The following is a 20,463-nucleotide window of genomic DNA, read 5'->3' on the forward strand; positions in this document are numbered from 1 at the left end:
TCGTGGTTCGGCGCTCAGTTGTCTCAAGGAGCCTCGTGCCATGACGCGCACTCGTAAAATCCTCGCCTGGACCTTCACCGGCCTGGTCCTGTTGCTGGCCCTACTGGTGCTGGTGGTGGTCTTTTTCGACTGGAACCGGATCAAGCCGGCCCTCAATGCCAAGGTGTCCGAGGAACTGCACCGGCCGTTCGCGATCAATGGCGACTTGTCGGTGGCCTGGCGGCGCGAGCCCGACGAGGGTGGCTGGCGGGCCTGGGTGCCTTGGCCCCATGTGGTCGCCGAGGACCTGACCCTGGGCAACCCGGACTGGTCCAAGGCACCGCGGATGGTCGGTCTCAAGCGGGTCGAACTGCGGATCTCGCCCCTGGCGCTGCTGGCGCGGCGGGTGACCATCCCGCGCATAGACCTCACCGAACCCGAGGCCGACTTGCAGCGGCTGGCCGACGGTCGTGCCAACTGGACTTTCACCTTCGATCCCGCGGACCCCGATGCCCAGCCATCCAGCTGGACGGTGGACATCGGCGCCATCGGCTTCGACAAGGGCCACGTGACCCTGGACGACCAGAGCCTCAAGACTCGCCTGGACCTTCTGGTGGAACTGCTTGGCCAGCCGATTCCGTTCAGTGACATCGTTGGCCAGAGCGAGGCGAAGAAAGTCGTCGAGCAAGGCGCCGAACCCCAGGCCTATGCCTTCGCCCTCAAGGTCAAGGGCCAGTACCACGGGCAGAAGCTCGCCGGCACCGGCAAGATCGGCGGCCTGCTGGCCCTCAAGGACAGCAGCAAGCCGTTCCCGCTCCAGGCCCAGGCGCAGATCGGCGACTCGCGCATCGAGCTGCATGGCAGCCTCACCGATCCGCTGAACTTGGGCGCCCTGGACCTGCGCCTGAAGCTGGCGGGCACCAGCCTGGGCAACCTCTATCCATTGACCGGGGTGACCCTGCCCGATTCGCCGCCGTACTCCACCGATGGCCACCTGAGCGCCAAGCTGCACGACCCGGCCGGCGCAACGTTCAGCTACAAGGATTTCAACGGCAAGATCGGCGACAGCGACATCCATGGCAACCTGACCTACGTCGCCAGCCAACCCCGGCCCAAGCTCAGCGGGGCGCTGGTCTCCAACCAGCTCCTGTTCCGCGACCTGGGGCCGCTGATCGGCGCCGACTCCAATGCCAAGCAGAAGGCCCGGGGCGGCGAGAGCAAGCAACCGGCGGACAAGGTGCTGCCGGTGGAGGAGTTCCGCACCGAGCGCTGGCGCGACATGGATGCCGACGTCGAGTTCACCGGCAAGCGCATCGTCCACAGCGCCGACCTGCCGTTCACCGATCTCTACACCCACCTGGTGCTCAACGACGGCCAGCTCAGCCTGGAACCCCTGCGTTTCGGCGTGGCCGGCGGCAAGCTCGATGCCCAGGTGCGCCTCAATGGCCATGCCACGCCCATGGAGGGCCGGGCCCGTCTGACCGCGCGCAACTTCAAGCTCAAGCAACTGTTCCCCACCTTCGAGCCCATGAAGACCAGCTTCGGCGAGCTCAACGGCGATGCCGATCTCTCCGGGCGCGGCAACTCGGTGGCGGCCCTGCTGGGCAGCGCCAACGGTGACTTGAAGATGCTGATCAACGATGGCGCCATCAGCCGTGGGCTGATGGAGATCGCCGGGCTCAATGTCGGCAACTATGTGGTGGGCAAGTTGTTCGGCGACAAGGATGTGAAGATCAACTGCGCTGCCGCCGACTTCGGCATCAAGACCGGCCTCGCCACTTCGCGCCTGTTCGTCTTCGATACCGAGAACGCCATCATCTACGTCGATGGCACCGCCAACATGGCCACCGAGCAGCTGGACCTGACCATCACCCCCGAGTCCAAGGGCCTGCGCCTGTTCTCCCTGCGTTCACCCCTCTACGTGCAGGGCAAGTTCATCCAGCCCAGCGCCGGGGTCAAGGCCGTGCCGCTGGTGCTGCGTGGCGCGGGAATGGTGGCGCTGGGGGTGATCGCCGGTCCGGCGGCCGGGCTCCTGGCGCTGGTGGCGCCGAGCAACGACGAACCCAACCAGTGCGCGCCACTGTTGCAGCAGATGCGTGCGGGCAAGGCGCCGACGACGGTCAAGCCGGGCAAGTGAGGGCGGGGAGGGGCTGGCCGGCCCGCTCCTGTGCGCTGGGGCCGGCCTGGCATAGGCGCTACAGGTCCTGGAGGATGTCCGCCATGTCGTCGGCGTGCTCTTCTTCCTGGGCCAGGATCTCTTCGAACAGGCGGCGGGTGGTCGGGTCCTTGTCGCCGATGTACTGGATGATCTCGCGGTAGCTATCGATGGCGATCCGCTCGGCCACCAGGTCCTCGTAGACCATTTCCTTCAAGGTCCTGCCGGCCACGTATTGCGCATGGGACTTGGCCGACAGCAGGTCGGGGTTGAATTCCGGTTCGCCACCCAGCTGAACGATGCGCTCGGCCAGCTTGTCGGCATGCTCGGCTTCCTGGGTGGCGTGCTCGAGGAATTCGTCGGCGGCCACGCTGGCCTTGAGCCCGTTGGCCATGAAGTAGTGGCGCTTGTAGCGCAGCACGCAGACCAGCTCGGTGGCCAGGGCTTCATTGAGCAGGCGCAGCACTTCCTCCCGATCGGCGTTATAGCCGGCGGTCACGGCGCCGTTCTCCACATGGCTGCGGGCCCGTTCGCGCAGGCTGTTCACATCGGACAAATGCATCTCGCTCATCTCGGTTTCTCCTAGGGGGCTAATCCGTCTTGCGCCGGGCTCTATGGGCCTGGTCGCTACCTAGGATGTGAGTCGCGGGAGCGGCAAAAAGTTTGATCGAATGTGCCGCGACGGCCAGGTTTCAGCTGCGAGCCAGCAGCGGGTGCCCGGCCAGCAGCGCCTCCTGCTGCAACCACTGCAGGAACACCCGCACCGGTGGATGGCGCTCGCGCCCGGGTACGCACAAAGCGCTATAGCCGGCGCCGCCCACATGGATGTCCGGGCGATAGGCCTGCAACAGGCCGCTGGCCACGCTCTGCGATACCAGGATATTGCTGGCCAGTACCAGGCCCTGGCCGGCGATGGCCGCTTGCAGGGCGTACTGCTCTTCGTCGTAGGAGCGCACCTGCGGCTGGTCCTCGAGCCAGTTCTCCCCGGCCTGGGCACACCAGGCCTGCCAGCCATCGGCGTACAGCGTGGAACTGCGCCAGTGCACGCTGATCAGCGCCGGCCGTTGCTGCCCGGCCAGCGCCACTTGCTGCGGCGAGCCATAGACCGCGAAGCGTTCATCGAACAGGCACAGGCCATGCAGGTTCAGGTAGCCGTCCTGGCTATAGCGGATCGCCACGTCGATGCTGGCATCCTGCTGCAGGTCCACCACCTCGCACTGGGTGTCCAGGCGCAGGTTGATCCCCGGGTGCTGGGCGTAGAAGCGTCCCAGGCGCGGCACCAGCCACAGGGCGGCGAAGGCGGCCGTGGTGGACACCGTCAACTGCCCGTTGTCCGGGGCCGGGCGCAGGGTGGCGACGCTTTGCGCCACATCCAGCAGGGCACCATGCAGGCTGTGGAACAAGCGATCGCCGGCTTCGGTGAGGCGTACCTGGCGTGGCAGCCGCTCGAACAAGGGCACGCCCAGCCAATGTTCCAGGCTGCGGATCTGATGGGACACCGCCGTGGGCGTCACCGACAGGTCGTCGGCCGCCTCCTTGAAACTCAGCAGGCGCGCGGCAGACTCGAAGGTCCGCAGGGCGGTGAGAGGCAGGTGGGCGAACATAGAGCGCTCCATGGCTGATATGAATTCATCTGAATGAATTTTAATTCGTTTGTTGGCGAATGCCGATGGCTCTAGCTTTAGCGCGAAATTGGCGGGCATTCAAGGCCGTCGAGGTTCTAGCGCATGAGGGAGTTCAGATGAGTAAAGTTCTTGTAGTCCATGGCAGTCCCCGAGGCGAGCGATCCCACAGCCGGCGCCTGGCCGAGGTATTCCTGCAGGCCTGGCAAGCGGCCAATCCCCAAGGTTCGTTGACCCGCCGGGAAGTCGGGCGCGGGGCCATTCCCCATGTCAGCGAGGCCTTCATCGCCGCGGCGTTCCATCCACAACCCGAGGCCCGCCCTCTTTCGATGCAGGCCGACCTGGCCCTGAGCGATGAGCTGGTCGGCGAGCTGTTCGAGCACCCGCGCCTGGTGATCTCGGCGCCCATGTACAATTTCAGCGTACCCAGCGGCATCAAGGCCTGGGTCGACCACATCGTGCGCCTGGGCCTGACCTTCGACACCCAGCTGGACAACGGCGTGGCCCACTACCAGCCGCTGGTACTGGGCAAGAAGGTGCTGGTCATCACCAGCCGTGGCGGCGGCGGTTTCGGCCCGGGTGGCGAACACGAGGCGATGAACCACGCCGACCGCTGGCTGCGTACCGCCCTGGGCTTCATGGGCATCGACGACGTTACGGTGATCGCGGCCGAAGGCGAAGAGTCGGTGCCCGAGCGATTCCAGCAATCCTGCGCCCAGGCCGAACAGCAATTGCTGGCCCTGGCCCGGCGCTTCTGAGGTACGGCCATGGCCTGGGGATTGCTATTGCTGGCCGCGGCCTTCGAGGTGGCGTTCGCCATGGGCATGAAGTACGCCGCCGGTTTCACCCGGCCCTGGCCGTCGCTGCTGACCCTGGTGGCGGCGCTGGGCGGGGTCTACTTCCTGACCCTGGCCCTGCGCGAGTTGCCGGTCAGCGTGGCGTATCCGATCTGGACCGCCATCGGCTCCCTGGGCACGGTGCTGCTGGGGTTCGCCTTGCTGGGCGAGAGCCTGACGCCGGTCAAGCTAGTGTCGGTGGGGTTGATCCTGGCGGGGGTGGTGGGGCTCAAGCAGGGAGCGTGATGGCTTGTCATGGGGCGGTCGCCAAACGGTCACGAAGACTGACCAGCGCCTTGGTTATGGTCTAGCTTTCAGCCTGGTCACCGTTTCCGCACAAGGATGTCTTCCATGTCCCAAGAGCTTGCCACCCGTTACCCCCTGGTCCTGGTGCCCGGCATGCTCGGTTTTGTCCGCCTGCTGCTCTACCCCTACTGGTACGGGATCATCCCGGCCTTGCGCCAGGGTGGCGCCCAGGTGTTCGCGGTACAGGTCTCGCCGCTCAACTCCAGCGAGGTGCGTGGCGAGCAACTGCTGGTACAGATCCAGCGGATCCTGGAGCAGACCGGCGCCGCCCGGGTCAACCTGATCGGCCATAGCCAGGGCGCGCTCACGGCGCGCTACGCGGCGGCCCGGCGGGCGGACCTGGTGGCTTCGGTGACGTCGGTGGCGGGCCCCAACCACGGTTCCGAGCTGGCGGACTACCTGCAGCGTCATGCGCCGGCCCACAGCTGGCGCGGACGCATGCTGAGCCTGCTGCTGCGTGGGATCTCGGCCTTGATGACGCTGCTGGAGACCGGCTATCGCGGGCCGAAGCTGCCGGCGGACATCCATGCTTCGCACCAGTCGTTGACCAGCGAGGGCGTGGCCCTGTTCAACCGCCAGTATCCACAGGGCCTGCCGACGACCTGGGGCGGGCAGGGCGCGGAAGAGGTCGCCGGCGTGCGCTACTACTCCTGGTCCGGCACCTTGCAGCCGGGCAAGACCAATCGTGGCGGGAACTTGCTGGACGGCTCGAGCCGCAGTTGCCGGTTGTTCGCCCGGACCTTCGTGCGCGAGGCCGGGCAATGCGACGGCATGGTGGGGCGCTACAGCTCGCACCTGGGAATGGTCATCGGCGACGACTATCCCCTGGATCACTTCGATATCGTCAACCAGTCCCTGGGGCTGGTGGGCAAGGGCGCCGAGCCGATCCGCCTGTTCGTCGAGCATGCCCGGCGCCTGAAGGCGGCCGGGCTTTGAGCCGCTGGTTCTTCAGGCTGCACGCAGGCGCGAGCCCAGCTCCCGGGTCCAGCGTTCGGACAGCACCACGCCGCCCAGGGTCAGGACCCCGCCCACCAGGTGGAACCAGGCCAGTTGCTCGCGCAGCACCACGGCGGCGATCAGCGCGGTGACCAACGGCAGCAGGTTGAAGAACAGCGTGGTCCGGCTCGGCCCCAGGCGTATCACGGCTTGCATCCAGGCCAGTGGCGCGAGCATCGAGGCCAGCAGGCAGGCGTAGAGCACCAGTGGGATGTTCTGCAGGGTCGGGCCGACTTTCGGCGATGCCAGGAACAGCGGCAGCAGCACCAGCACCGCGACCAATACCTGCAAGTACAGCAGTACCAGGGGGGGCAGGCGCAGCTGCCACTTCTTCAACAGGGTGCTGTACACCGCATAGGCCAGGGTGGCCACCAGCATCATCGCGTCGCCCAGGTTGACCCCGTGCTGCAGCAAGCTGGCCAGGCTACCGGAGGACACCACCACCAGCACCCCGGCGAAGGACAGCACCGCGCCAACCAGGGCCCCGGCGGTCAGGCGCTGACCCAGCACCGCGATGGCCATGGCCAGGGACATCAGCGGCATCAGCGAAAGGATGATGCCCATGTTGGTGGCCGAGGTCTGGATGGCGGCGAAGTAGGCCAGGCTCTGGTACACCGCCATGCCCAGTACGCCGAGGACGAAGATGCGGCCAAGATTCGGGCGGATCACCGGCCAGTGGCGCCGCACCGGCCCGAGCATGAACGGGGTGAACAGCAAGCCCGCCAGCAGCCAGCGATAGAAACCGATCTCCGCTGGGAAGATGGCCCCCACCGCGAGTTTGTTGACCACGGTATTGCCGGCCCAGATGAAGACGGCCAGTAATGGATAAGCGTATTGCATGGAGACAGCCAGGAAGTGAATGAGGGCTGATTATCCTCCTGTCCGGATCAGCGCCTATACTGCGAACCGGACAACCCGCCCCTGTATCCGGACAGCATGAGCAAAAAACACATCGATCTGTTGGACTTCCACGGCCTGCCCGCGCCGGTGTACTTCCGCTATGCCGACTTCGCCGCCCACAGCCATGCCCTGGAGCACCGCCATCCCTGGGGCTGCCTGGAGTATTCGGCCCATGGCGTGATGCACATGGAGATCGCCGGCCAGCGCTTCATGTCCCCGCCCCAGTACGCGGTCTGGGTGCCGCCCTACACCGCCCACAGTTTCTATAGCAGCCAGCCGATCAACTATCGCGCGGTGCTGCTGGCGCCGGAGTTGTGCCACGACCTGCCGCGGCAGGGTTGCACCTTGAGCATCAGCGAGATCCTCAAGGCGATCCTCAAGGACTTCGCCAGCCGGGACGTGCAGATTCCCGAGGGCGCAGCCGACCAGCGCCTGGCCCAGGTACTGCTGGACCAGTTGCGCCAGGCTCCGGTGCATACCTGCTTCCTGCCCTATGCCAACCACCCCGACCTGTCGCGGGTACTCCAGGCGCTGCAGGCCGAGCCGGGCAACAACCAGCCGTTGGCCTACTGGGCGCAACAGGCCCATGTCAGCGAGCGGACCCTGGCCCGGCAGTTCGTGCGTGAGCTGGGCATGAGCTTCGGCGAGTGGCGCCAGCGCCAGCGGTTCCTGGCCGCGATCCAGGCCCTGGAGAGCCACCGCAGCATCCAGGAGATCGCCTTCGACATGGGCTACAGCACCGCCTCGGCGTTCATCGCGATGTTCCAGCGCCACGCCGGCTGCACCCCCGAGCAGTACCGCCGGGCGGGTCTGCAGAACAGGTGAAGGTGTAACAGGCTTTGTCTACACTGCCTGGGAGGCCGCGCCCATCGGTGCGGTGACAAGGAGAAAACTCCATGAAGATGTTGCGTATCCCGTTGCTGATGGTGGGCCTGCTGCTGTGCTCCCAGGGTTTTGCCGCCACCGCCCAACAGAACAAGATGACCACCTGTAACACCGAAGCCACCGCCAAGAGCCTCAAGGGCGATGAGCGCAAGGCCTTCATGAGTACTTGCCTCAAGACTGCGCCGGCCGCCGCCGCGACGCCTTCCACGCCCCAGGAAAGAATGAAATCGTGCAACGCCGACGCCACGGCCAAGGCGCTCAAGGGCGATGCGCGCAAGACCTTCATGAGCGACTGCCTGAAGAAAAAATGATCGCGGCTCGATGGGGGCGGGGCGCCGGGAACCCGCTGGGTCCTGGCCCTCATCGAGGTCCGGCGCTATGGGCCTGCCATAAACCTCCATCGTTTCAATTAGTTAGCTAAATATTGACCGTTCGTCGGTTTTTTAGGGGGTTGCCCGATTTACATTTAGAATTCATGCCCTTCAAAAACAGGCGCCTGGATGCGCCGTACGGACCTTCCCCAGTGTCCGTTTCAAGGGAATGACGGCATGCCACGTTTTGGCTGGTTGAAGCCTGTTGTAGCGTTTTGTGCTCTATCTGGTTCTTTTGTCGTTTGCGCCGAGCCTTTCCAGACGCCGGGCGACCGCGACCTGATTCGCGATCGCCAGCAGCAATTGCTGCAGGAGCAGCAACGACGCCTCGATGAACTCCAGCAACTGCCTGGCAAGACCTTGCCCGCCGAACCGGCTCCCCAGCCTGGCGAACAGCGCTGCTTCACCATCAGGACCGTGGTCCTCAAGGGGGCCGAACACCTGAGCGCCGCCGACCAGGAGCGCCTGATCGCCCCCTATCGCGATCAGTGCCTGTCGGTCGCGCAGATCAACACTTTGCTCAAGGCCATCACCCACCACTACCTGCAACTGGGTTATGTCACCACCCGGGCCTACCTGCCGGCCCAGGAGCTGGGGGCCGGGCAACTGACGATCGTGGTGGTCGAAGGGCGCCTGGAGAGCCTGGACAGTTCTGCCCTGGCCAGTTCCCGGGAGCTGGCCATGGCCTTTCCCGGCTCCACCGGCGAGGTGCTGAACCTGCGGGAGCTGGAGCAACTGGTGGATCAACTGAGCCGCCTGCCGTCGCGCCAGGTCGAACTGGAACTGGCCCCCGGCGCGCAGCTCGGCGATAGCCGGGTGGGGCTCAAGGGCGAGCGCCTCAAGCCCTGGCGGCTATCGGCGACGCGCAACAACAACGGTGACAAGAGCACCGGCGAACAACAGATGGGCCTCGGCCTGGATTGGGACAGCCCCCTCGGGCTGGCGGACCAGTTGAGCCTGCGGGCCAACCAGGACGCGGTCAGCGACCGCTGGCGCCATTCCGACAACCAGAGCCTGTTCTACAGCCTGCCCTGGGGTTGGTGGACCTTCAGCTACTCCTATAGCCAGAGCTACTACCGCACTCGCAACGACGCCACCGGCTTCAATTTCTCCATGGACGGCCTGAGCAAGAACCAGCAGTTGCGGGCCGAGCGCGTGCTGCACCGGGACAACCTCAGCAAGACCGGCATGAACCTGGGGATCAGCCACCTGCGGACCCGCAACTACATCGACGACAACCTGATCGATGTCTCCAGCAACCGCATCACCGAAAGCCAACTGGGCTTCAACCACGGGCGGCGCATCGGCAACGCCCTGGTCAACGCCGACATCGGCTGGCAGCAGGGCATCGGCGCCCTCGACGCCCAGGCCAGCGGGCATCCCCGCGGCAGCGAGCCGGTGGCGCGCTACAACAAGTACAGCCTGACCCTGAGCTACCTGCAGCCCTTTCGCCTGTGGGACGAGAACTTCAGCTTCGACAGCATGGCCACCGGGCAGCGTAGCGAAGACCCGCTCTTCAGCCCCCAGCGCATCAGCCTCGGCGGCCTCAACTCGGTGCGTGGCTTCCAGGACCAGACCCTCTCCGGCAACAGCGGTGGCTACTGGCGCAACCAACTGCGCTGGCGCCGGGCGGTGACCTGGCAGGCGCTGCAACCCTTCGTCCAGGAGTACGGCCTGGCCTTCGCCTACGACGTCGGGGCGATCAAGGGCGATCGCTACAACCGCGACGCCAAGGGGCGCCTGAGTGGCAACGCCATCGAGCTCAATGCCCGCGGCCAGTACCTGGCGGCATCGCTCAGTTTCGCCCGCTCCCTGGAGCGACCGGCAATTATCGAGAGGCGAGAACACCCGGTGTACTTCCGGGTAGACCTGTTCTTCTGACTCTGCTCAACCGTTAGTGGATGGATGATTTGTACATGGACGTACGCAAGCCTTTTGCCCAATGCATTGCCTTGTCGCTGTCGGGGATCCTGTTCCTCAACCCGATCATCAGCGTCGCCGCCGAGCTGGCCCTGGACCCGGCGGCCGGTGGCAATGCGACCATCGGCGCGGCGGGTAACGGCGTGCCCATCGTCAATATCAACGGGGCCAATGGCAGCGGCTTGTCCCATAACAAGTTCAGCGAATACAACGTCGGCAGTAACGGCCTGATCCTCAACAACGCCACCAATGCGACCCAGAGCACCCAATTGGGTGGCTACATCCTCGGCAACCCCAACCTCAAGGGCCAGGCGGCGCAGGTCATCCTCAACGAAGTCACCGGCAGCAACCGCAGCAAGCTGGCCGGCTACACCGAGGTGGCCGGGCAGTCCGCCCGGGTCATCGTCGCCAACCCCCATGGCATCACCTGCAACGGTTGCGGCTTCATCAACACCCCGAGGGCGACCCTGACCACCGGCAAGCCGGTGATCGAAGGCCAGCGGCTCGACCGGTTCCAGGTCGAGGGTGGCGATATCAGCATCGAGGGCGCCGGGCTCAATGCCAGCAATATCGACCAGTTCGACCTGATCACCCGCAGCACCAAGCTCAATGCCAACCTCTACGCCAAGAAGCTCAACGTCATCACCGGGCGCAACGACGTCAAGGCCGACGACCTGAGCGTCACGGCCCGCGACGGCGAGGCCGAGGCCAAGCCGGAGCTGGCCATCGACAGCTCGGCGCTGGGTGGGATGTATGCCGGGGCCATCCGCCTGGTGGGTACCGAACGGGGCGTGGGGGTGAACATGTCCGGGGACATGGCCGCCAGCACCGGCGATATCCAGATCGACGCCAATGGCAAGGTCACGGTAGCGGGTATCAGCGCCAACCAGGCCATCGCCGTGAAGGCCCGGGACATCGATCTCAAGGGCAAGGCCTATGCCGGTACCGAGGCGACCCTGGAGGCCAGCGAGCAGGTCCAGGTACGCACCAGCCTGGCGGCCCGTGACCGGGTCCAGGTGGTGGACGCCGCGCAGGTGGTCAACCACGGCATCATCGAGGCCGGGGTCAATGCCGACAACAGCCGCAACGACCACGGCGAGGTCAAGCTGGTCGCCGGCTACCTGGAGAACCGTGGCGATGTCCTGGCCAGTCGCAATCTCGACCTCACGGCACGCCAGGTCCTGAACAACCAGGGCGGGGTGATCCAGGGGCCCAAGGTGCGGGTCAACGCCGCACGAGTTCTCAACCAGGGTGAACAGGCGCGGCTGCTGGCCCAGGGCGAATTGGTGCTCAATACCCCGGCCATCGCCAACCTGGGCGGCCTGATCCGCTTCGGCGACCGGCAAGCCGTGGACCTGGCGCTCGATAGCTTGAACAACGATGGCGGGCGCCTGGAGGTGGCCGCCGCGGGGTTGACCGTCAAGGCCCGCGAGGTGAGCAACCAGAAGGGCTCGGTGATCGCCGACACGCTGCACATCGGCGCCGACCGGCTGGATAACCGGCAGGGCCTGATCGGTGCCAGCCAGGCCGCAGCGACCTTCGTCATTGCCGAGCAGCTCAACAACAATGCCGGCCGGCTCCAGGCCCAGACCCTGCTCAAGACCTCGGGCGGCGAAGTACTCAACCAGGGTGGCAAGCTGCTCGCCGACCAGGTCACGGTGGCCGGCAAGCGCCTGGACAACAGCCATGACGGCCTGGTCAGCGCCGAGCAGGGCGCTTTGCACCTGGAACTCGAGCAGGATCTGCTCAACGCCAGCGGCAAGCTCCAGGCCACCTCGCGGCTGGACCTCAAGGCCGCCAGCGTCGACAACCACAACGGGACCCTGCACGCCCCGCAACTGATCCTCGGCAGTGCCGGCAAGCTCGACAACCAGGGCGGCACCGTGGATGCCGGCAACCTGGAGCTGCGGGTCGCCGATGTCGATAACCAGGGCGGCCTGCTGCAAGGCAAGGAGCACCTGCTGCTGGTGGCCAGGGACTTGGCGAACGACCAGGGCCAGGTCATCGGCAACGCGGTGGAGGCCACCCTCGACAGCCTCAGCCAGAACCAGGGCGGGGTGGTGAGCGCCGAGGCTGGCAAGCTGACGCTGACCGTCACCCAGCACCTGAACAACGCCCTGGGCCATCTGCAGGCCAAGCATGGCGACGTGCAGCTCAAGACGGGTGGGTTGGCCAACCGAGGTGGCGTGGTGGTGGGCAACCAGGTGCAGGTCAGCAGCCATGGCTTGCTGGATAACCGTGGCGGGCAGTTGGTGGGGGATCGCCTGGCCATTGGCGCCCAGCGCCTGGACAACCGCGAAGCCGGCCTGCTGGCGGCGGGCAACGATGGCTTGAAACTGACCCTAGAGGCCGACGGCGCGACCCAGGGCCAGTTGTTCAACAGCCAGGGCCGCCTGCAAAGCGACGGTCATCTGCAACTGAGCGGTGGCCAGTTGAACAACGCCGGCGGGGTGCTGCTGGGTAACAGTGTCGGGATCGACGCCGCAGGCCTGGACAACAGCGCCAAGGGCGCGGTGGTGGCCAAGGCCGGTGCCGTGGAGTTGGACCTGAACAACGGCGTGCTGGACAACCGCGGCGGCACCATCGAGGCCGCCGAGCAGAAGCTGCGCGCCAGCCAGCTGGCGCTGCTGGACAACCAGGGTGGCACCCTCAAGGGCAAGCGCCTCGAGGTCCAGGGCACGACCCTGGACAACCGCCAGGGGCAACTGCTGGCCGGTGCCGACGGCTTGAGCCTGGTGGGTGGTCGTCTGAAGAACAGCCAGGGCCTGGTCCTGGCCAAGGACGGTCATGGCGAGATCGCCCTGGGCCAGGGCACCCTCGACAACCAGGGTGGCACCGTACAAGGCGCGTCCCTGGGCGTGACTGCCGGAACCCTGGACAACAGCGCCCTGGACGGCAAGGCCGGATTGATCAGCAGCCAGGCCGGCACCCTCAAGCTGGTGGTGGACCGCCTGACCAACCAGGCGGGCAAGCTCTACGCCAATGGCCTGCTCAAAAGCACCGGGCAGGTTATCGACAACCGCCTGGGTGGCCAGATCAGTGCGCAGCAGCTCGAGCTGAACGCTGCGGCCAACCTCTACAACCAGGGCGGCTTGGTGGAGTCGGCCGGTTCCCTGCTACTGGTGGGCGGCAACCTCGACAACAGCGCCGGCGGTCGCGTCCGGGCCCTGGCTGGCGAGCAGAGCCGGATCACCCTGGGCGGCGTCTTGAACAACCAGGGCGGCAGCCTGGCCCTGGGTTCCAGCGCCCTGGCACTGAGTGCCGGGCAATTGAGCAACATCGGTGGTGCTGTCGAACATGCCGGTACCGGCCTGTTCAAGCTCGACCTGGGTTCGCTGTCCGGCGCCCAGGGGCGCATCACTGGCCTGGGCCATGGAGACTGGGATATCGGTACCGTGGATCGTAGTGGGCTGATGCAGCTCAACGGTGCGCTGGACCTGAGCACCGGCGGCGATCTCACACTCAATGCCGGTGACCGCATCGCCAGTGCCAGTGGCCTGCGCCTGGGCGCCGCGACGCTGAACAACGCTGGCGAACTGGCCAGCGATGGCTACCTGACCCTGGACCTGGCCGGCAACCTGAACAACAGCGGCCTGTTGTCTTCCAAAGGCAAGCTGACCATCGGCGCCGGCGACCTGAACCAGAATGGCGGGCGCATCGCCAGTGGCGGCGATACCGAGCTGAACCTGCGTGGCACGCTGGACAACCTCGGCCGGCTGATCGCCAGCCAGAATCTCTACGCCTCGGCGGCGCAGATCAACAACCGTGGCACCCTCGGCGCTCTGGGCCAGGTGCAACTGCGCTCCGGCAATGGCATCGGCAACGGCGCCGATAGCCTGATCTACAGCGGCACCGACATGCTCCTGCGGGGCAACAGCCTGAACAACAGCTACGGCGACATCTACAGCGTCGGCAACCTCAGTTTCGCCGCCCGCGACGGTGGCCGCGCCAGCTTGCTGAGCAACCGCTCCGGGACCATCGAGAGCGAAGGCGACATGCACCTCGACATGGCGACCCTGGAGAACGCCATGGACTGGTACAAGACCAGCCAGAGCATCAGCAAGCGCTTTATCGAGATCAACTGCACCGACTGCTCCGGCCGTCATCACACCGCCACCTACATCGTCAACACCACCTACCAGGACGTGATGGGCGACCATGCGGCCGCGGCCCGGCTGGTGTCCAACCGTGACCTGACCATCAGTGCCGACACGGTGGAGAACCAGCAGAGCCTGATCGCCGCCAACCGCAACGCCTCGGTCACGGCCACCAACTTCTACAACCGGGGCCTGACCCTGGACGAGCGGGTCGAGAGCATCAGCTACTACCTGAAGAGTGTGAGCAAGGGGGCGTTCCGCGCCGCCGAGCGTGCCACCAACGCCTGGAATGCCGCTAACCGCGATCGTGCACCGGGCCAGCAAGACCCGCTGCCGACGGTGGTGACCCGGTATCCGCAACTGGAGCCCCATACCGTGGTCCGCCCGGGTACCCAGACCGCCTACGCCGCTACCCTGCAGGCCGGGCAGCGCCTGGACCTGAACGTCAGCGGCAACCTGGAGAATGGTGTACTGAGCCAGCAGACCCGGGCCCAGCTCACCGGCCAGACACTGCAGAACAGCCTGTCCCAGGTGGGCGGCCAGGTGATCACGGTCAACGCGCAGAGCTCCGCCGCCGCCAACCAGGTGGCCAAGGACGTGCAGCGAGTCGAGCGGGTCGCCGCCGATGGCACGACCCAGGTCAGCTTCGTTCCGGTGGACTTCGCCGGCGTGCCTTTCGCCGCCGTGGACCCGACATCGCTCTCCAGCTTCCGCGTGCCCCAGGGAGAGTACGGCCTGTTCGTCAAGAGCCAGAACCCGCAAGGCCGCTACCTGATCGAAACCAATCCGACCTTTACCGACCTCTCACGCTTCATGAGTTCGGACTACATGCTCGGCCACCTGAACTACAACGACGATAAGACCTGGCGCCGCCTGGGCGACGGGCTCTATGAGACCCGGATGATCCGCGACGCGGTGCTGGCCCAGACCGGGCAACGCTTCCTGGCGGCCGGATTGACCAGCGACTACGACCAGTATCGCTACCTGATGGACAACGCCATCGCTTCCAGGGACCAGCTCAAGCTCAGTGTCGGTGTGTCCCTGACTCCGGCCCAGGTGGCTTCGCTGACCCACGACATCGTGTGGATGGAAACCCGCGAAGTGCAGGGTGAGAAAGTGCTGGTGCCGGTGCTGTACCTGGCCCAGGCGGAAAGTCGCAACCTGCGCGGCGGCAGCCTGGTACAGGGGCGCGACATGCACCTGATCGCCGGGGGCGACCTGAGCAACGTCGGTACCCTGCGCGCCAGCAACGACCTGAACGTGAACGCCGGGGGCAGCCTCTACCAGGGCGGCCTGATCGAAGCCAACGAGCGCGTCAGCCTGATGGCCCAGGACAGCGTGCGCAACGCCCTGGCCGGCGAGATCCGCGGCAACCAGGTCAGCGTCAGCGCCATCAAGGGCGACATCCTCAACGATCGTACGGCGGTGGCCGTGGGCTATGGCTCCGGCAGCCGGACCATCCTCGACCAGGGCAGCCAGATCAGCGCGCGGCAGACGCTCGACCTCAGCGCCGGCCGCGACCTGACCAACAAGGGCCAGATCGCCAGCGCCGGCGATGCCAAGCTCAGCGCCGGGCGTGACATCGACCTGCTGGCGGTGCAGGACCATACCTTCACCCAGAGCGCCATCCGTCGCGGCCTGGTGACCAAGGACACGGTGCAGACCCTGGGTTCCAGCGTCAGTGCCGGCGGCAACCTGCAGCTGGAGGCTGGACGCGATCTGGCGGTGGTGGCGAGCAAGGTCGATGCCGGCCATGACCTGTCGCTCAATGCCAAGCGCGACATGGTCATCGCCTCGGCCCAGGACGAGCAGTCCTCGACCTTCTACCAGAAGAAGAAAGGCTCCTGGGGCAAGAGCAAGACCACGCGCAGCGCCGACTCCTCGACCACCAACGTGGCCTCCGAGATCAGCGCCGGGCACGACCTGATGGTCAACGTCAGCCAGGACAAGGACGGCCGCATCAGCCTCAACGGCGGCCGCGACGTGACCGTGGTCGGCAGCCAGCTCAAGTCCGGCAACGACCTGCTGGTGGGCGCCACCCACGATGTCAGCCTGGTTTCGGCCCAGGAGCAGCAGGACAGCTCCTACAGCCAGAAGAAGAAAGGCAGCTTCGGTTTGAGCAAGAGCGGCAACAGTCGCAATTCCAGCAGCACCACTCAGGTGGGCAGCGAGCTCAGCGCCGGCAACGACGCGGTGATCATTGCCGGGACCAACGTCAACCTGTCGGCCAGCTCGATAGAGGCCAAGCGCGACGCCGAGCTGCGGGCCGGGCTGGTCGACAAGAGCGGCGACATCAACCTGATGGACGCCGCCGACACGTCCAGCAGCCACAGCGAGAAGTACAAGAGCAAGGTGGGCCTCTCCACCTCCGGAGGCTTGCTCTCCATTGCCTCGTCGAAGAAGTCGGGGCAGGAGCAGCAGCAGAGCCAGAGTGTCGGCAGCGTGGTCAGCGCCGGGCGCGATACCACCCTGCAGGCGGCCCGGGACGTGAACATGATCGGCAGCACGGCGGCCGCCGAACGTAACCTCAACGTCGGTGCGGGGCGCGACATCAATGTCCTGGCCGGCAGCAACAGCCAGGACCAGAGCCACTGGAAGTCCGAGAAACACACGGGCGTGAGCCTGCAGAGTGATCGCAATGGCGTCACTGCATTCCTGGGCAATGAGGCCCTCAAGAAAAAATCCCGTGATGCCCAGGAAACCGTGGCGCCGAGCCAGTTGCTGGCCGGACAGGATGCGACCATCAAGGCCGGTCGCGACCTGACCCTGGAAGGTTCGCGGGTGGATGCCAAGCGTGACCTCAACCTGCAGGCCGGGCATGACATCAACATCGACGCCGGCAAGGAAACCTTCATCGAGGAGCGCAGCAAAAGCCGTGAGCGCAATGGCCTGACGGTCAATGTCAGCCATAACTTCGGCAATACCATGGACGCCCTCAAGGGCACCGGCAAAGGCCAGGACAACGTGAGCAAGGCGTCCAGCGTGCTGAGCACCGTGGATGCGATCAACCAGTTCACCTCGGGTCCCACCACGGCTACCCATTTGGGCTCGTCCAGCCAGTCCAGCAGCTCGCGGCAGGAGACCCACGGCAACAGCCCGAGCAGCCTGGGCGCCGGGCGCGATATCAGCGCGGTGGCCGGCAACGACATCAGCATCCGCGGCGGGCACTTCGATGCCGGGCGCGACATCACCCTGGCCGGACGTGATATCACCGTCGATGTGGCCCGTGGTTCGGTGGCTGAAGAGCGCAAGAACAGCCGCAGCCAGACCGGTATCAACGGTCAGAGTGGCGGCGGTAGCGCTCGCGCCGGGATCGGTGGCAGCCATGGCACGGCGAGCGAGCAAATGAGCCAGGGCACCAGCACGCCATCGGTGCTCCTGGCTGGGCGCGACGTCAGTCTCGAGGCCAAGGACAACCTGACCCTGGTGGGCACCCAGGTGCAGAGCGGGCGCGACATCGACCTCAGTGCCGGCAAGGACCTGACCATTCGCGCAGCGCAGAACGACTCCAGCGCCGAGTCCAAGCGGCGCAGCGGTGGTGGCGAGGTGGGCCTGGCCGTGGGCGGCAAGGACTTCATCTCGGTCTATGCCAGCGTCGACATGGGCAAGGGCAAGCTGGAGCGCGAGGGCCAGGCCCAGCAGAACGCCAACCTGGTGGCTGGCGACCAACTGCGCTTCAGCAGCGGCAAGGACACCACCATCGCCGGCGCGACCCTGCGTGGAGGCGAAGTCATCGGCCGGGTCGGCGGCGACCTGACGGTCTCCTCGGTGCCGGACACCGGCAAGGTCAGCGGCAAGGAAATGGATGCCAGCGTCACCGTGAGCATCGGCCTGGGCGGCGGTGGCAGCGTCAGCGGTTCCCTGGGCCTGGGCAAGACCACCGGCAAGACCAACTGGGTGCAGGAACAGACCAGCATCACTGGCCAGAACGGCGTGGATATCCGTACCGAGAACCACACGCAGCTCGACGGCTCGGTGATCTCCGCCGACAACGGCAAGCTCAAGCTGGACACCGGCACCCTGGGCTTTCGCGATATCGCAGGCCAAGACAAGGAGCACAGCTACTACCTGAATGCCGGTGGCACCTTCGGCTGGGGCGCTGGCGACGGGGCCAAGGCCACTGGCGGCAAGGACGTGGCCTTCACCACCGACAAGAGCCAGGAAGGCCGGGGCAAGACCGGCAGTTCCGGCTGGAGCGTCAGCGGCTACGACTACCGCAAGGACCGCGAGCAGGAGGTACGCGCCACCGTGGGCGCCGGCAGCATCGTGGTGCGCAACGATGCCAAGACCGGCCTGGACTCCACCAGTGGCCTGAATCGCGACCTGTCCCGGGCCTACGAAATCACCCGTGACAAGGAGAAGCGTACCGACCTGTATGTCTCGCAATCATCCCTGGATTCGGTGAGCCATCCGTTGCAGACCCTGAATCAATGGAAGGAGGGGATGAAGAACTATGGCAAGAATGCCTCCGATGCCTTCACCCAATACGGCAACCTGACCGCCGCGGCGGACAAGGCCGTGGCCGATAACCCGTCGTTGCTGCCGCTGGCCTGGGTGCCAGGGTTGTTGGAAACCGTGCTCGACAAGGCCGGTAAATATACCGGTGGTGTCATGCCTGGCGTGGAGAACCACGGCGGCCTGATCACCCAGGTCCCGACCCTGATCACCGGTGACATGCGTTTCTACCAGGTCAAGAGCCAGTACCAGTACGAGGCCGATGGCAAGACCATCAAGATCGATGCCGATGGCAAGCCGATGATCACCCAGGTTCCGAACCTGATGGAGATCGAGCGACCTGCCGGCGATGGCGCGATCTTCACCAACGGCATCCAGAACTCGTTGCTGGCGGCGCTGGTCAACGGCTCGATGCAGACCGGATCGGACACCTTCACCCAGGCCTACAACCCGGAGCACGGTTTGCTCGGGGACCTGGTCGAGTCGTTGTGGGACGTGGCTCTGGGAGGCACGGTGCGTTCCGGCACTGCCCAGCAGTTGCACGACTTCTTCCAGGCCGGTGTCGATGACAAGTTCAAGCTCGACATTACCGGCCACAGCCAAGGGGGGCTGTTGACCTACCGGGCCATTTCGGGAGTGGACTTCAATCTCAATGGCAAGGTCGGCAGCATTCAGCTTTCCGGAGCTCCGGTCGCCTCGGCGGACTTCTTCCAAGCAGCCAAGGATGCCGGTTTCAACATCGAGGATGGAGCTTTCTTCCAGGTGAACCGGCCTAATTCGAAGACCTTCTTCGGGATGTTGCCGGTTACCGATACGGTTTCGGACCTCCTGGGCTTCAACGCTGTGCACTCCTCCGAGCCTGTGGCCCGGTTCTTCGGCTCCTTGGCCACCAGTACCCAGTTGTTCCAGGCCTCCAGCCCCCACTCGAACTACCTGTGCGTATCCAAGGCCTTGTGTGGCGACAAGCCCAATGCCTTGCAGGACCAGTTCAAGGGCAACTCGCGCTACATTACGCCGACGTTGATCGACGCCTATGGCAACCATGGGCGCATTCCGGATCCTGCGAACAAGACCAACAACCTATGAGTTTGAACAAAGTACTGGGGGCCTGCTTGTCGATGCTGCTGTTGAGTGGTTGCGGCAAGCCGTCCCTGGTCTACGAGAACCAGCGTCTCGATTCCCGGATGCTGTGTACCGAAGGGGCGAAGCGCGTCACCCTGACCCAGCGTTATTCCTTCGATCTGCCGGAGCCTTTCCGGCATACGGAGTGTGGAACGCTCAGCAGCGGTTTCACTTACCGTAAAGGTGATGATGCGCTGTCCGTCGGGACCTCGGGCACCTTCGTCTATGGGAATGTCCAGGTCACGGCGGGGTCGCTTTACATGGGAGTCGACAGCTTCCTAAGTGGCAAGGGCGATGGACTGCTGTATCCCAAGGATGTGTTCGCCAAAGCCAAGCTGGCTGCGCTGGCGTTACCGGGGAGCGGGTTCCAGCCCAATCAGGTGGACTGGGTCACCCGTGGGGGATATCAGTGCCTGCGATTCTACGAGTCGTGGAAGGGCCAGGCGGTGGGGCTACAGGAGGATGAGGTCAAGTACTGGTGCTGGGAAGGCGAGAGTGGTCTCAAGCAACCCTTCTATGTGCATGCCGGGCAGCGCATGCCGTTGGGTGCCAAGGGCTACGATCTGGACCAGACCTTCATCCTGCCATTTTTCCACAGCTTGAAGATCAATCCCTTGCCGGAGTCGGTGCTGGCAGCATCGCAACGCAAGTTGCAGGAGATCTGCGCCCATGCGAAGTCTCGCTACGACCAGGGGCTGCCCTGGGGCAGCGATTATCCGGATAAACGCCTGACCCTCACCGAGTTGCATTACTGCGGCTACGACGTGCCCTTGCCTGACCTCAAGGCACCGACGCCATCGGACGGCATAAGGAAATGAA

General features: G+C 65.3%; 12 protein-coding genes. 9 read left to right on the plus strand and 3 right to left on the minus strand.

All coding sequences use genetic code 11. From position 1 onward, the window contains the following. Positions 1–40: 40 nt before the first annotated feature. Positions 41–2,116 (plus strand): AsmA family protein, encoded by a 2,076-nt coding sequence (locus H7A76_RS05360; RefSeq protein ID WP_185697540.1) that lies wholly within the window; start codon positions 41–43, stop codon positions 2,114–2,116. A gap of 58 nt (positions 2,117–2,174) precedes the next feature. On the opposite strand, the gene H7A76_RS05365 is transcribed toward H7A76_RS05360, so the two are convergent. Together H7A76_RS05365 and H7A76_RS05370 are read right to left on the minus strand one after the other, a co-directional pair. Further along, positions 2,175–2,705: a bacterioferritin gene (locus tag H7A76_RS05365; protein ID WP_185697541.1), complete on the minus strand. Its 531-nt coding sequence runs from the start codon at positions 2,703–2,705 to the stop codon at positions 2,175–2,177. A 121-nt stretch (positions 2,706–2,826) separates the two neighbouring features. Then, positions 2,827–3,738, minus strand: a complete 912-nt coding sequence (locus H7A76_RS05370) for a LysR substrate-binding domain-containing protein (RefSeq protein WP_185697542.1) — start codon at positions 3,736–3,738, stop codon at positions 2,827–2,829. A 137-nt stretch (positions 3,739–3,875) separates the two neighbouring features. On the opposite strand from H7A76_RS05370, the gene H7A76_RS05375 reads away from it, so the two are divergent. The 3 genes from H7A76_RS05375 (at position 3,876) to H7A76_RS05385 (ending at position 5,834) form a co-directional block, all read left to right on the plus strand. Continuing rightward, positions 3,876–4,514, plus strand: coding sequence for an FMN-dependent NADH-azoreductase (locus tag H7A76_RS05375; RefSeq protein WP_185697543.1), 639 nt, complete (start codon positions 3,876–3,878; stop codon positions 4,512–4,514). A gap of 9 nt (positions 4,515–4,523) precedes the next feature. Next, positions 4,524–4,838: a DMT family transporter gene (locus H7A76_RS05380; protein WP_185697544.1), complete on the plus strand. Its 315-nt coding sequence runs from the start codon at positions 4,524–4,526 to the stop codon at positions 4,836–4,838. 105 nt (positions 4,839–4,943) lie between these two features. Next, positions 4,944–5,834 (plus strand): triacylglycerol lipase, encoded by an 891-nt coding sequence (locus tag H7A76_RS05385; protein WP_185697545.1) that lies wholly within the window; start codon positions 4,944–4,946, stop codon positions 5,832–5,834. A 12-nt stretch (positions 5,835–5,846) separates the two neighbouring features. Here H7A76_RS05385 and H7A76_RS05390 read toward each other — a convergent pair whose 3' ends face one another. Continuing rightward, positions 5,847–6,734 (minus strand): DMT family transporter, encoded by an 888-nt coding sequence (locus tag H7A76_RS05390; RefSeq protein ID WP_185697546.1) that lies wholly within the window; start codon positions 6,732–6,734, stop codon positions 5,847–5,849. Between the two features lie 96 nt (positions 6,735–6,830). Between H7A76_RS05390 and H7A76_RS05395 the strand changes: the two genes are divergently transcribed. The 5 genes from H7A76_RS05395 (at position 6,831) to H7A76_RS05415 (ending at position 20,462) form a co-directional block, all read left to right on the plus strand. Further along, positions 6,831–7,619, plus strand: coding sequence for a helix-turn-helix transcriptional regulator (locus H7A76_RS05395; protein WP_185697547.1), 789 nt, complete (start codon positions 6,831–6,833; stop codon positions 7,617–7,619). A gap of 71 nt (positions 7,620–7,690) precedes the next feature. Further along, positions 7,691–7,990, plus strand: a complete 300-nt coding sequence (locus H7A76_RS05400; RefSeq protein ID WP_185697548.1) for a PsiF family protein — start codon at positions 7,691–7,693, stop codon at positions 7,988–7,990. A gap of 237 nt (positions 7,991–8,227) precedes the next feature. Then, positions 8,228–9,931 (plus strand): ShlB/FhaC/HecB family hemolysin secretion/activation protein, encoded by a 1,704-nt coding sequence (locus H7A76_RS05405; protein WP_185697549.1) that lies wholly within the window; start codon positions 8,228–8,230, stop codon positions 9,929–9,931. 35 nt (positions 9,932–9,966) lie between these two features. Continuing rightward, positions 9,967–19,608: a hemagglutinin repeat-containing protein gene (locus H7A76_RS05410; protein ID WP_185697550.1), complete on the plus strand. Its 9,642-nt coding sequence runs from the start codon at positions 9,967–9,969 to the stop codon at positions 19,606–19,608. Beyond that, complete coding sequence (locus H7A76_RS05415) at positions 19,605–20,462, plus strand: hypothetical protein (protein WP_260497910.1); 858 nt, start codon at positions 19,605–19,607, stop codon at positions 20,460–20,462. The genes H7A76_RS05410 and H7A76_RS05415 overlap by 4 nt, the downstream gene beginning before the upstream one ends. Position 20,463 lies beyond the last annotated feature (1 nt).

This window comes from Pseudomonas sp. MSSRFD41, assembly GCF_014230245.1.
GTDB lineage: Bacteria > Pseudomonadota > Gammaproteobacteria > Pseudomonadales > Pseudomonadaceae > Aquipseudomonas > Aquipseudomonas piscis.

Bases quoted from the DNA above. Each gene is read 5' to 3' on its own strand.
- H7A76_RS05360 (WP_185697540.1), top strand. From the start codon at position 41: ATGACGCGCACTCGTAAAATCCTCGCCTGGACCTTCACCGGCCTGGTC.
- H7A76_RS05365 (WP_185697541.1), bottom strand. From the start codon at position 2,705: ATGAGCGAGATGCATTTGTCCGATGTGAACAGCCTGCGCGAACGGGCC.
- H7A76_RS05370 (WP_185697542.1), bottom strand. From the start codon at position 3,738: ATGTTCGCCCACCTGCCTCTCACCGCCCTGCGGACCTTCGAGTCTGCC.
- H7A76_RS05375 (WP_185697543.1), top strand. From the start codon at position 3,876: ATGAGTAAAGTTCTTGTAGTCCATGGCAGTCCCCGAGGCGAGCGATCC.
- H7A76_RS05380 (WP_185697544.1), top strand. From the start codon at position 4,524: ATGGCCTGGGGATTGCTATTGCTGGCCGCGGCCTTCGAGGTGGCGTTC.
- H7A76_RS05385 (WP_185697545.1), top strand. From the start codon at position 4,944: ATGTCCCAAGAGCTTGCCACCCGTTACCCCCTGGTCCTGGTGCCCGGC.
- H7A76_RS05390 (WP_185697546.1), bottom strand. From the start codon at position 6,734: ATGCAATACGCTTATCCATTACTGGCCGTCTTCATCTGGGCCGGCAAT.
- H7A76_RS05395 (WP_185697547.1), top strand. From the start codon at position 6,831: ATGAGCAAAAAACACATCGATCTGTTGGACTTCCACGGCCTGCCCGCG.
- H7A76_RS05400 (WP_185697548.1), top strand. From the start codon at position 7,691: ATGAAGATGTTGCGTATCCCGTTGCTGATGGTGGGCCTGCTGCTGTGC.
- H7A76_RS05405 (WP_185697549.1), top strand. From the start codon at position 8,228: ATGCCACGTTTTGGCTGGTTGAAGCCTGTTGTAGCGTTTTGTGCTCTA.
- H7A76_RS05410 (WP_185697550.1), top strand. From the start codon at position 9,967: ATGGACGTACGCAAGCCTTTTGCCCAATGCATTGCCTTGTCGCTGTCG.
- H7A76_RS05415 (WP_260497910.1), top strand. From the start codon at position 19,605: ATGAGTTTGAACAAAGTACTGGGGGCCTGCTTGTCGATGCTGCTGTTG.